The organism is Spirosoma sp. SC4-14 (assembly GCF_037201965.1).
Taxonomy (GTDB): Bacteria; Bacteroidota; Bacteroidia; order Cytophagales; family Spirosomataceae; genus Spirosoma.
Genome location: NZ_CP147518.1, coordinates 4,833,177 through 4,846,030, shown reverse-complemented (window position 1 = coordinate 4,846,030; position 12,854 = coordinate 4,833,177). Strand labels below are relative to the sequence as shown.

Annotated in this window: 12 protein-coding genes; 9 read left to right on the top strand and 3 right to left on the bottom strand. The window is 44.2% G+C overall.

What is annotated here, in order from left to right; all coding sequences use genetic code 11:
- The first annotated feature begins 618 nt into the window (after positions 1–618).
- From WBJ53_RS19675 to WBJ53_RS19655, 5 genes are all read left to right on the top strand, one after another.
- Positions 619–1,845, top strand: a complete 1,227-nt coding sequence (locus tag WBJ53_RS19675; RefSeq protein ID WP_338869262.1) for an ROK family protein — start codon at positions 619–621, stop codon at positions 1,843–1,845.
- Between the two features lie 701 nt (positions 1,846–2,546).
- Positions 2,547–3,113: a hypothetical protein gene (locus WBJ53_RS19670; RefSeq protein WP_338869260.1), complete on the top strand. Its 567-nt coding sequence runs from the start codon at positions 2,547–2,549 to the stop codon at positions 3,111–3,113.
- A gap of 230 nt (positions 3,114–3,343) precedes the next feature.
- The gene (locus WBJ53_RS19665) at positions 3,344–3,700 is read left to right on the top strand and encodes a hypothetical protein (protein WP_338869258.1); all 357 of its coding nucleotides are present in this window, start codon (positions 3,344–3,346) and stop codon (positions 3,698–3,700) included.
- A 94-nt stretch (positions 3,701–3,794) separates the two neighbouring features.
- Positions 3,795–5,015: a hypothetical protein gene (locus WBJ53_RS19660; protein ID WP_338869256.1), complete on the top strand. Its 1,221-nt coding sequence runs from the start codon at positions 3,795–3,797 to the stop codon at positions 5,013–5,015.
- Positions 5,016–5,437: 422 nt separating this feature from the next.
- Positions 5,438–6,406, top strand: coding sequence for a hypothetical protein (locus tag WBJ53_RS19655; protein ID WP_338869254.1), 969 nt, complete (start codon positions 5,438–5,440; stop codon positions 6,404–6,406).
- A 176-nt stretch (positions 6,407–6,582) separates the two neighbouring features.
- Here WBJ53_RS19655 and WBJ53_RS19650 read toward each other — a convergent pair whose 3' ends face one another.
- Positions 6,583–7,704, bottom strand: coding sequence for an IS110 family transposase (locus tag WBJ53_RS19650; RefSeq protein WP_338869252.1), 1,122 nt, complete (start codon positions 7,702–7,704; stop codon positions 6,583–6,585).
- A 58-nt stretch (positions 7,705–7,762) separates the two neighbouring features.
- Here WBJ53_RS19650 and WBJ53_RS19645 point away from each other — a divergent pair, with 58 nt between their 5' ends.
- Positions 7,763–7,918: a hypothetical protein gene (locus WBJ53_RS19645; RefSeq protein ID WP_338869250.1), complete on the top strand. Its 156-nt coding sequence runs from the start codon at positions 7,763–7,765 to the stop codon at positions 7,916–7,918.
- Positions 7,919–8,636: 718 nt separating this feature from the next.
- Positions 8,637–9,278 carry a hypothetical protein gene (locus tag WBJ53_RS19640; protein WP_338869247.1) on the top strand — a complete coding sequence of 214 codons (642 nt, stop codon included), beginning with the start codon at positions 8,637–8,639 and terminating at the stop codon, positions 9,276–9,278.
- A gap of 274 nt (positions 9,279–9,552) precedes the next feature.
- Here WBJ53_RS19640 and WBJ53_RS19635 read toward each other — a convergent pair whose 3' ends face one another.
- Positions 9,553–10,674, bottom strand: a complete 1,122-nt coding sequence (locus WBJ53_RS19635; RefSeq protein ID WP_338869245.1) for an IS110 family transposase — start codon at positions 10,672–10,674, stop codon at positions 9,553–9,555.
- A 113-nt stretch (positions 10,675–10,787) separates the two neighbouring features.
- The gene (locus WBJ53_RS19630; protein ID WP_338869243.1) at positions 10,788–11,693 is read right to left on the bottom strand and encodes an IS3 family transposase; all 906 of its coding nucleotides are present in this window, start codon (positions 11,691–11,693) and stop codon (positions 10,788–10,790) included.
- A 158-nt stretch (positions 11,694–11,851) separates the two neighbouring features.
- On the opposite strand from WBJ53_RS19630, the gene WBJ53_RS19625 reads away from it, so the two are divergent.
- Positions 11,852–12,184 carry a hypothetical protein gene (locus tag WBJ53_RS19625; RefSeq protein WP_338869241.1) on the top strand — a complete coding sequence of 111 codons (333 nt, stop codon included), beginning with the start codon at positions 11,852–11,854 and terminating at the stop codon, positions 12,182–12,184.
- A 264-nt stretch (positions 12,185–12,448) separates the two neighbouring features.
- Positions 12,449–12,835 (top strand): hypothetical protein, encoded by a 387-nt coding sequence (locus WBJ53_RS19620; protein WP_338869239.1) that lies wholly within the window; start codon positions 12,449–12,451, stop codon positions 12,833–12,835.
- Positions 12,836–12,854: the final 19 nt, after the last annotated feature.

The window sequence follows — 12,854 nt, the reverse complement described above, 5'->3', positions numbered from 1 at the left end:
GTCTAAAAGACGCCAGTCGTGACTATTTCTGTTTTTAGCCGTCGAAGAATCTGAAATGTATAACCTACTACTAATGACTGTGCCGGGTTTTATGGTTGGAGCAGCTTCGCTCAATTGGCTACGACGCAGCCAGCCACATTCGCGAATCAATGCGTATGACTACCGAACAACTTGCGAATTGGCGGCTGAACTTTGTCATGAGAGAAAAGTTGAAACCCGCCAGCGGGGCTTCTATTCCGATCTATACTGTCAGCTTTACCCCATGCCTTAGCAGGGAGGGCAGTGATTTGTAAGTAACAATTGTCAGGTCGACCGATGCCTGTGTGGCACCCAAAAAGCGAACTGATTTTTGGGGAAAGATCACACTGACAATTGGGCCAGACTGTGCTATAGCTAAGTAATAAATGGGGTCAATACTACTGAATTTCAGGTAAATGACCGTTTAATAGACTAAGCTGGTAAATTTATTTTTTAATTGATGGTTAAATTTTAATTTTATTTAAAAACTTTGTTTTTTTAAGTAGAGGATCATATTTTTTCGCTTCTAATAACTGAAAAAACTTTGTTTTAAGCGATTAAGCAACTAAATTTTGAGTAGCTTATCGTTTACTTGTCCCCATGTATGCAACCGAGGAAGAGGAACTAGCCCTTACGCAGTCCGTAGTTGATTATAAGAAAAAGCAGAAACAACGAAAGCTATTAGCTCATCTGTATGCCGAAGGAACATCGACGCTGGCTCAACTGGCAAAAGTGCTCCATAACAGTGTGCCGTCGGTAACTGCGCTGGTTGAGGAACTAATTAGCCAGGGGTGGGTTACGGCCACGGGTATGGCTACCGGCAATAATGGTCGCCGTCCGGCTTTGTTTAGTCTGAATACCAAACGACAACTAGTGGCAGTTCTGGACGTAAGCACACACGATACTAAAATTATTTTAATGGATTCGTTGCGCAACGTCGTCTTTCGTTGCGATTATGACCTTCGGTTAGAAGACAATCCGAATTTCCTGACCACGTTGGTTGGGCACTATACTAGTGCGCTGGCCGATTCGGGAATCAATCCTGACCATGTGCTGGGCATTGGCATTTCGATGCCTGGTCTGGTCGATGCCCGCCGGGGTCTGAACCTGACGTATAAGAATATCAGTCAGTCGAACGATTCGCTTCCGTCCTGGTTTTCGGAGCAGTTGAAAAAGCCGGTTTATCTTATTAATGATACCAAAGCCACCGTGCTGGGCGAAAGCCGGTTTGGGGGTGCCCAGGGCAAAAAACAAGTGCTGGCCATCAACATCGACTGGGGGGTGGGACTGGGCATTGTTGTCAATGGCGAAGTGTTTCAGGGAACCAGTGGCTTTGCAGGCGAACTGGGGCATATACAGGCCGATCCGGAAGGCGAATTATGCTATTGTGGAAAAATTGGGTGCCTCAATACCCTTACATCGGCTCTGGCCCTGGTGCGCCGGGTGCAGCGCGATATTGCCGCCGGGCAGGTATCGAAACTGGCCGCTTTTCGAGACAATGTGCCGCAGATCGATATCGACGAGCTGATCAATGCAGCTCTTCAGGGCGATTCTTACGCGATTGATGTGTTACAGCAGACGGGCTTTCAGCTAGGGAAAGGTCTTTCGGTGGCCATCAGCCTGTTCAATCCCGAAATGATTATTGTTGATGGTGTACTGACCAAAGCCGCCGATTTCATTCTCAATACACTGGAACAGGCCATTACGAAGTATTGCCTGAGCGATTTTCGCAACGACCTCACCATTGAATTGACCAAACTCAACGGTACGGCTAAATGGCTGGGGGCTCATGCTTACGTGATGGAGCGCGTTTTTGCCTCCTATTAGCTCTATGGTAGGGAAAACGTATCGGAAAGCACGATACGTTTATACGTAACGGTCGATAAAATCAACTCGCTTCTCAAAAGTAAGAAGCGTAGCTCTATGTGTAGGGTTTCATACTGCGCCGAATCCGTACGAGTTCACCTCATTTTGTGATTCGATATAGCTCGTTATCATCGCCAAAAAAGTAGGTTGGGTATCCTTCTATATCCCATATCCGTTGTACCGGCATCGAGTGAACCTACCGTTTAGTCACTTCAAAAACTCTAATTTGTTATTTTCATAGGCAAGTTATTTATTTGGAACGAACCCTAAGCGTATTTATTGGTTTCAAAAATTAGCGGAACTAAAAATAACTGATAACCTGCTTGTTAGCTGCCAATAGTTCCGCTAATTCGCGTACAATACTATGTTGGGTGCAAAAGACAGATAAAAAAGCGTGAGTGCGGTCATTCGTGTGACACACCGCCCGGCTCGGAAAGGTAGTTTAGGCTTTCATTTCTAGCTTGTTTGCGACAATATAAACGCCCCGACTCGGCGACCTTTGGTTCATTGGTCGGCTTCGGTCGACACCAGAAACGCCCCGGTTTGGTTGGCTTTGGCGCGTGAGTTGGCTGGTGTGCGACAACGCAAACGCCCCAATTAGGCAAGCTAGATGAAACGGGTGGTATGCAGCCGACGTATTAACAAAGCGTCTTTAGCTTAGTATGAATTCTTTGAAAGATAGAAAAGAAAAACTGCATGAGCTTATTGCAGAAGCCCATAACGCAGATTACGCTCAACAGTGTGAAGAATTTGTTTTAAATGATTCTAGACCTGTCGCAGAAGCAGCACAAGCTGTACTCCAAAACACGCCTAGGGCTTTTGGTATATGCGTTGTAATGAGCGCACACTTATGCGCTATTTTAACAGATAGTTATAAACTACCGGCTGTGGTAGTAGCTGGAGATTTAGTTATATCGGGTATCCCCGCTTTTCAAACAGACGTAAAAATACAACAGCCTGAACTTACTGAGATTATCATTGATGATTGGCAAGGTCACAGTTGGGTAGAAATAGGAGGTTTAATAGTTGATATTTCTCTGGGTAGAACCGCCGATCTTGCCCCTGATGGTAGCAACTTAAAAGCATTTGTTCATAAGCAATTTGGAAATGGTAAAGGCTTATTGGCTTTTCCTGTTGAACATGCGTATTCGTTAGATATGATCTATGCACCTAGAGAAGTGCTTGCGGATAATATCATAACAGCAATCATCCAGAGTCATCATTCGTAATATATTTTATTATCTGTTCCGCGTGGGGTCGCTCTCCGTCGACAGGATGCACGTCCCGCAGGAAGCCGGGCAGCCCAACCAAATGAGGGTGTAAAGGTCCAAAGTACGTTTGTTTTTATATCTTGCGTGGCACTCCATCAACCCTCATGGTCGTTGGGTGATGAGCCAAAAAGTAAAAGCGTGTTTGCGGTCATCGGTCGACACGAGAAACGTAGTGATAACCAGTTTGGATGTCCATTTCAGCCTCTCCTGCGACAGCGGAAACGACTCGCTTGGTAGACTTTTTATTCGTCAGGCAGGTTTCGGCTGACAAGCAAACTTTGAATGAGATGAAGCAAGTTTTTTCAGAGCCTTGGATTGCCTCCGACAGTAGCACCGACGTAATGACCGAGCTACAAATAGAAATTAATCGGCACCATCCGCTGTTTGGAAAGGCGGTTGAATTAGTCGGGCGAAGTTTGCAGGCCGATGATTACCTGTTCAAAGTTGCCAATTGTAGCGATGAGTATTGCGTAGTTCATCTAACTTGGACAGGGCGCAAGGTGACTCAATTACTTTCTTTTCAGCGACAGTTTGAACATTATTGATTAAGTGTAATTGAAATAATATTTTAAACACGGGAGAATTTAAACGCATATACTGTTCTTAATAATTTACTTTTTAACCTTAACAAGTAACATTATGAATAAAGCACGGCCGCAGACATGTTTCGTTATATGCCCCATAGGGGGAGATGATAGCGATATCCGAAAAAATTCAGATAGGCTTCTTAAGTTAGTCATTGAACCTGCGATTGAAACATTCGACTTTAAAGTAATTAGAATTGATAAAGAGTCAGGAACATCTTTAATTACAAAAGAAATAATTGAATATGTTCAAACTTCTGAACTATGTATCATTGATCTTACCAATCATAATCCAAATGTTTTTTATGAATGTGGTCGCAGGCATGAAACAGGCAAACCATTCATACAACTTAAGAGTAAGGATACAACAATTCCTTTTGATTTAAAAGACATTAAGACTATTGATTATGATCTGTCTGACGCTGATAAGATTAGAGAGACTGTCCTTATCATTAGAGAGTTTATTAAAAAAGCTTTTGAAAGTGGTTTTACACCATCCACTTCTGGAGTTTCATTATCTGGAGTTTCGGAAACTTTAGAAAGAATAGAAAGGAAAATTGATCGAATGAATGTTCAACCAAACATAAATTCGACTAAAAAGCCAATAAAAATTTCAGGTAACGCTATTGAGGTATTTAACAATTCCCTTGACAATGGTGATCCAGAAACAGCGTTTCAAGTCCTTGTTAGATTAACCAATACTCATAAAGATCTTGATAAAGTACTAGCTATGTCTTTACCTCTTATCGAAAATTATTTGGATGAAAAGACTATAGCATTAGATATAGATATACTTGAAAACAAATTAGATAAGATTAGTATAGATACAGCTACGATAGTGGTCGGTACTATAGTTAATTTTTCAACTATTACGGATCGCGAAGAAGAATACATCAATCAATTTGAAAAAATTATTGAAAGCCTGATAAGTCGTGAAGGTATTTCAGACAAACAAAAAGCTGCTTTGCTGAACCAGCTCCAGAAATTAAATTACTCCATAGGAGATTTGAAGAAAGCGATAAAATACGGAGAAGAAGTTATTAAGTTAGATCCTGATGAAATAGCATTCAGGTATAACCTTATGAAAGATTATTTCGATTATGGAAATAATAATAAAGCAGTGAAAGAAGCTGATAATATAGTAGGCTTTTATCAGACGTTATCTATCGAAAAATATAATAGACATCATTTAAGTATGGCATTTGAGGTTTATAAAAAAGCGGGTAACGATGAAGGTATGGAATCTATCAGGCAACTTGTTGCTAAATTGGTTTAGATCTAATAGGTGAAAGAAGTCGGGTTGAGCGTTGTTGATCTGCTCCGCGCGGGATAGCTGTCTGGCGACAGGACGCTCGTCCCGAAGGAAGCTGAGCAGCCCAACAGACTGAGTGTGTAAAGGTTGGGAGTTGTTCGAGTTTAGGATGTAGCGTTATTATCCATCAACACTCAGAGGTGTTGGGTGGTGCCAAATAGCGAAAGCGTGAGTGCCAGCTTTCTGTCGACAGGGGGCACGTCTCGACAGACCAGCTTTAGGTTCGTTAAGCAGCTTCGGTCGACACGAGAAGCGCCCCGATTAGGACATTCTGATAAGTAAGGTAGGTTGCGTGTGACACAGGAAACGCCATATTAGGTAGAGTTTAATATTTACTTTAGAATGTCTCGTCGCTAATAAACAAAAATCCATAACCAATAATCTCTGTGAATAAAAAATCTATAATAGCATCCTCTCATCTGGATAGGCACAATCATCGTATTATGCCCTCCGCACTGGAGCAGATGAGAGACATAATAAATGGTGAAAAAGCTGTTCAACTTTCATTTGAGCATAACACCACCATGCCACCTCTGGGCCAGATTAAAAATGCAGAAACGTATATTGCAGATGACGGTGAGACAATGCTCATTGTCGAGCAAAGTTACTTTGATGAAAGTTTCATCATTCAGTCTGAAGAAGGTGAAGACTTATATGTAGAACGGTTAAAAGAAGGAGGCAGACCGTTTAATTCAATCGAATATGAGGAGTTAGGAAGTATAGAAGTTTCTGTTGATATTACCAATCTCGGTAATCAACCAGACAGTGTGGAAAAATTTAAAAACAGTATAGAATCAGAAGTAGATTATGATTTTGATTTGTCTGAATTTGGAAGAAAGTCAGAAATACCTGATCCGCAGATCTTAATAAAGTTAACCCCAGAAATTGTAGCCTATTTACTTGGGTTAACTTTCTTGTTTAAGTTTAGTGAAAAACTAGGCGAAAAATTTGGCGAACTATCTTCCAATGACATTTCTAAGTTTTATAAGTTTGTTAGTGTTACAGCTAGGAAAACAGCGGCAGTCGTAATACCGAAACTTAGGCCTGTGACTTATGTCATACAAATTTTGGGAGAAATAAATATTGAACTTGTCATTGTTACAAGAAATCCAGATGATGTAGCGAAAGCAATTCAAAAAGATTCCTTACGTAGCGTCAGCGATAAAATTAAATCATTAATGAAGCTGGCTGATGCTCAAAAGATTCAGTTCCTTTTCAATGAGAAGGGGGAATGGGAGTTTAATTACATGCTAACGGGAAATGGTGAGGTTATTGGGACGCCTAAAGCATTTGACAACAGAACAAAGTTCATAAATAGTACAATTTCTTCTGCTCGTTTAGAAAATCCTGAATAGCTTACTCGGCGTAGGGCATCTGTCGGGTGACAGGAAGCGCGTCCCGAGGGCGGGTTTGCAGCCCAACCAAATGAGGGTGTAAAGGTTGGGGCTCTGTTCGTAATTTTACGTAGCATTATCATCCATCAACCCTCATTGGTACTGTCTTCAAATCCAAGAAATGCCCTATAATTTTTTCAAGATTCGACCAATTCGCTTATGTTCGCACTCTCAAGCACGTTCACTTGTGGTCGATGCAGCGTAGCCCCCTCAGTTGGGGCTACTTTTTTTTGCCTTTCGTTTGCAAAATCACCGTCATATTTCTCGTCTTTTTTCCAAAGGGCGTAGATTAGCGTCAGCAGCTTTCGCTGTACGGCCACATACCCTTTCATCTTGATTTTAGTGCGCTCAATGACTCGTTCATACAAGCCCACAAAGGGCCGTTGTTCGTAGCGCACAACCATCAGAGCCGCCATGTGTAAGCTGTGCCGAATCCGTGAATTGCCTCGCTTACTGATCCGCGTCTTACCTACTCGTTTACCGCTCTGGTTTTCGACTACATCGTAGCCCGCATAGCTTACCAACTGTCGTTGATTTTCGAACAAAGCAAATTCATTAGTTTCAGTGATGAGATGCGCTATGGTCAGCAAGCCTACCCCTTTAATTACACCAATCTGCTCGGCTTTTCGCTTCCACTCGGTATTGTCAGCAATCGCTTTAGCAATCAGCTTCTCACACTCAGCAATCTGTTGGTCAATCTCAGCTAACAGCTTGGTCATCTGCTTTTTGACAGCTTTAGCTTGATACATACCCTGCTCCAAACTCATCAGGTGATTGCTTACTTTCGTCTTAAAAACTTGTAGATCAGCTTGTTGTCTTGTGAGCTGCCGAAGCTCATACATAGCCTGGCTAATCGGTCGCCAGGCTTCAAGTCGTTGCTGACACACCATCATAGCCAGGGCCTGCGCATCCACTCCATCAGTTTTGGTTTTGATGCCTAGGGCTTTAACGTAGTACTTTGCCTTCTGAGGTAAGACGACGCACACATAAGCCCCTTTTTGATGCAGTGCCAGGGCTAAGTGTTCGTAGTAGACCCCCGTAGCTTCCATCAAATAGTGAACTGGCAGGTCTTTGTCCTTCTGATGATGAGCACACCAGCGGTCAAACTCGGTACGACCTTTAGGGGAGTTAGCGAAGTGATGAGTGGCTCTAATTTTAATCTGGCCACAGGCATCAATTGCACTCAGGCAGGCATGAAACTTATCCTTGCCCATGTCGATACCGACACCATACTTCAGGGGGGTGAATACTGTTTCCATCGGATTAGTTTTTAAGTATAAAGAGTTGCGAGTACCATTAACTTTCCCGACTTTGCACATGATGCTGGATCATGGCAAGGCCATGTCCTTAGGTACTGTTCAGGCTGCTGGAAAGGGTGGTGAGCAGGGCAGCACCACACAGTCAATGTCGTTCGTTCGGAAACGCATTTGCGTTGGGTTCGGGCTTTTTCTGCTCACCAATGGCTTAGCTTAAAATTGCATATTTTCAAGGAGAATTCCTGAAAAGCGAAGATATGGGCGTTGGGTGGCCCAAGCAAGTAAAAAAAGTGTGTGTATGCCGTCGTTCCGGCGACAGGGCGCACGGCTCGACAGGCAAGCGGTTTGGTTCGTTAGGCGACTCCCGTTGACAAGCTAACTGCCCCTGACAGTCCGGTTTTAGCTGGTTAAGCAGGTTGCTGGCGACAGGGCAAACGCCCCGTTGTGAGGTCTGACAGAAACGGATTTAGGGCGTTTGGTAGGCTTCGCGCTAGTCTGAAAAATCGGTTACGTGCGTTAGTGATTCGCTCCGCGTGGGTGGGCTTCCTGCGACAGGACTCGCGTCCCGTCGGCAGGCTGACAGCCCAACCAAACAGGGGTGTAAAGGTTGCAAGTAACTGTTGTTCAGTTAACTTGTGTGCTCATCCATCAACCCCTGTTGGCGTTGGGTGGCGCGAACAGCAGATAACGTAGTTGTGGGCCCGTGTGCGACAGTGGGCACATCCCAACAGGGCAGCTTTAGGCTTCCATTTCCGCGTCTCCTGCGACAGAGGAAACGTCCCAGTTCGGTAACCTTTGGCTCGCTAGGCGGCTATGTTTGACACTAGAAATGCCCCACTTTCAATACAAAAAGCGAAGTGCGTATTTTGTATTGAAAGTGGGGCAATCGGCGAGTTATGTACAACTTTAGGAGACGTATACTACAAATTTTCAGAATGACGGAAGGTAAGAAATATACAACAGGAATTTTGGCATTCGGGTCTTTAATAGATAATCCAGGGCAAGAGATTTCAGAAATTGAAGTAGCTCGACTTGATTGTGAAACGCCATTTAGTATTGAATTTGCAAGAACAAGTTCGACAAGAAGTAACGCACCAACGTTAATTCCTGTTAAGATTGGTGGACGAAAAGTAAAAGCAAAAATTATCATACTGAGACCTGAGACAAATATTGACGAGGCAAAGTCTATATTGTGGAGACGTGAATTACACAAGACCGACCGGGCTGAAAACTATGTAGAACCGAATAATCCCGGAGCAAATAGAGTTGTTGTTAAAGTATTAGAAGACTTTATGAATGTAGAGAGAGTGCTTTACACATCAATTAGAAGCAATATTAATCAATCATTAACTGGTGGATTACTCGCAGACTTTTCCATAGCATCAATTCTTGCTCAAGCTGGACAACAGGAAAAAGACGGTTTGAGGTATTTACTTTCAGCGAAAAGAAACGGAGTTGTTACGGAATTGAGCGATGATTACGAAAATCAAATACTCATTAAGACAGGCTCTAAAAGTTTAGAGGAAGCTATCGAAAAGCTGGACCGTAAAAGAATGATGTATCCTATTGGACAATAAAGCTGCACATAACAAGGCATTGCCAAAAGCGGGGCTAAACGGCTTCGATTAGACAATGTAGCTAAGTTCAACTTCTGTTTGCGGAAAGTGCATTATTGTCCGCTCCGCGCGGGGTAGCTGCCGTGTGACAGGGAGCAGGTCCCGAGGTACGCTTTGCAGCCCAACCCAATGAGGGTGTAAAGGTTGGCGTTCTGCTTGTTGTCTTGAGTAGCGTTCTCATCCATCAACCCTCATTGGTACTGTCTTTATATCCAAGAAAAACGCTATAATTTTTTCAAGATTCGACTAACTCGCCTATATTTACCCCTTCAAGCACGTCCGCTTGCGGTCGATGCAGCGTAGCCCCCTTGGTTGGGGCTACTTTTTTTTGCCCTGCACTCACAAAATTACCGTCATATTTCTCGTCCTTTTTCCACAATGCATAGATGAGGGTGAGCAATTTTCGTTGCACCGCCACATAGCCTTTCATCTTCACTTTGGTGCGCTCAAAGACCCGCTCGTATAACCCCACAAACGGTCGTTGCTCGTAGCGAACAACCATCAGCGAAGCCATGTGTAACCCGCGTCGAATCCGGGCATTACCCCGCTTACTAATCCGTGTTTTGCCCACTCGTTTGCCGCTCTGGTTTTCTACTACGTCGTAGCCCGCATAACTGACTAACTGCCGTTGATTCTCAAACAAAGCAAATTCGTTCGTCTCGGTGATCAGGTGAGCCACCGTCAGTAGGCCTACCCCTTTGATGGCGCATATTTGCTCGACCTTACGCTTCCACTCCGCGTTCTGAGCAATGGCTTTGGCAATCAGTTTTTCGCACTCATCGATCTGTTTCTCAATCTCGGCTAGCAACTTAGCCATTTGCCTCTTCACTTCTTTCGCCTGATAGATTCCCTGTTCCAAGCTCATAAGGTGATTACTCACCTTCGTCTTAAAAACCTGTAAGTCAGCCTGCTGACGGGTTAGTTGCCGCAACTCATACATAGCTTGACTGATGGGACGCCAAACCTCCAGCCGTTGCTGACAGACCATCGTCGCCAGGGCCTGAGCATCTACTCCATCGGTTTTAGTTTTGATACCTAGTGCTTTAACATAGTACTTGGCTTTCTGAGGCAGTATCACGCATACATGCGCTCCTTTTTGGTGCAACGCCAACGCTAAGTGCTCGTAATATACTCCAGTCGCTTCCATGAGGTAGTGGGTTGGCACATGCGGGTGTTTGCCATGATGCGTACACCAGCGGTCGAAATCAGCATGGCCTTTAGGAGAATTAGCGAAACTATGAGTGGCTTTGATTTTGATGCGTCCGGTCGTATCAATAGCACTAAGGCAGGCGGCAAACTTTTCTTTGCCCATGTCGATACCGACACCATACTTGAGGGGAGTAAAAACGGTTTCCATTGGAATAATTTTTAAGAGATCAGGGGTTGGTTTTGCCATTAACTTTCCCGACTTTGCACATGATGCTGAATCGTAGTACAACCACGTTCTTAGGTACTGTGAGGTGGGCCGGTTTAGCCGGACACTTTGTCATTTAGAGTTTGAGTGAAATTAGCTTGGTAATACTGCTTCTCAAAATTAATCGGTGATTGATAGCCTAAGGCCGAATGCAAACGTCGGAGGTTATAATACCCTTCAATATAATTAAATAGCTCATCGTGAGCGTCTTGAAGATTATCAAAGCAACCATCTTCTAACAATTCAGCTTTCAGACGGCTCCACAAGGATTCCGCATGAGCATTCTGATAAGGGTTATCTTTCTCGGCCATGCTCTGGCGGCAAGCCCATTTGTCGAGCCGTTTCTGAAAAACTTTACCGAAATACTGGCCACCTTGGTCCGAATGCACAATTAAGCCCGATTTGGGCCGCCGTAAGGCAGTAGCTTGATCGAAGGCCCTAATAATCAAGCTCTCTTCCATCGTTAAATCGACACACCAACCGACAATCCGGCGCGAGAACAAGTCTAACCAACTCGCTAAATATACCCAATCTCCACCAGTAAGCGGTAGGTATGTTATATCCCCCACCCAAGCCTGATCAGGCCGAACAGGTATGCCCAGTTCCAGCAATAAATTGGGGCAGGGACGCAAGCCGTGACTTGAATCGGTAGTGCGGGGAACAAAACTGCGGGGCTGAATCGCTTGCCAATTGTGTTGTTCCATAAGCCGTCTGATTCGATGACGCCCCAATGCTATCCCCTCTTCAAGCAGCGCTTTCTGCACTCGACGACTACCATATCGTCGACGGTTTTCCCAGAAAATTTCCTGAATGTGAGTTGTCATCTGTTGATCGTTCTGGGAGACTTGAAAGGTTTGGCCGGATCGGTAAGCATAGTAACTACTTTTGCTGACTTCCAACGTGTTACACAACAATCTTATTGGAAAGTTGGGCTCTTCCTGCTGGATGAATTGGTAAATCAATCTCAGGTCTGTCGGCTGAAAATGGCGACAGCTTTTTTTAAAATCTCTCGCTCCATTTCGGTTTGACGGAGTTGTCGTTTGAGCGACTCCACTTCATCTTCCAAAGCGGATGATTGTTCTTTTCCCCCTTTGTTCTTTTTTTCAGCCGCCCGCTAGGCATGGATGATGCTATCGCTGATGCCCATTTTACGAGCTACGGCAAGGATGGGTTCGCCGTTGGCAACCAGGCGCAGCACATCGGCTTTGAATTCAGCGGTGTACTTTCGTTTGGGAACGGTCCGCCGTGGCGGTTGAATGTTTGGCCATTTGACACGAAGTTAAAAAAGTTTCGTGTCCGGATTTTTAGGACCATCTCACTGTTCAGGCTACTGGAAAGGGTGGTGAGCAGGGCAAAACCAATGAGCCAATGTCGTTCTAGTCAGGACGCATTTTCGTTGGGTTCAGGCTTTTTCTACTCACCAATGGCTTTATTCAAAATTGCATATTTTTAAGGGTAATTCCTGAAAAGCGAAGATATGGGTCGTTGGGTGTTCCTAACAGTGATAAAAAAAGCGTGTTCGGCGGGTTGCGTGCGACAGGCCGCATGTCCCGTGACAAAACGGTTTTGGCTCGTTCGGCAGTTTCGGTTGACACGAGAAACGCCCCGGCTGGGGTAATCAAAAAAGCGTATTTGGTACGTAGCGCCGACACGAGAAACGCCCAGTTAAGTGAGTTAAGTTTGTAGAGCACGTTGCGGTTGACAAGATCATTTCTTCATGCGTAAACCATATCAACAGCTTTTCGGCCATCAGGAAGACTTCAAAGTCAAATATCGTTTTTACAGTCAAGAAGAAGGAGGACGTTACACCCTGCCCCATCAAGGCATTCGTTCCGATTTCTGTTATGAGAGTGCCGACCATGAAATTAATTGGCTATTTATGATTTATCCTGAGTTTGAAGATGAGCAGGGTAATCTAATTGAGGAAGGAGAAGTATTAAAGGAGGGCGTTGCCCGGATGTGGATTTTAAATGCGAAAAATAGAGCGTATCATCGTTCTCGAATTAAAATTGGAACAGTCGGTTATTTTAGGGAAGGCAGTCGCAGTACAGGAATTTGTGAAGTGGTGGAGATAATAGGGCTATTGCAAAATCCGACTGAGTAGGGCAGCTTCCCGTCGACAG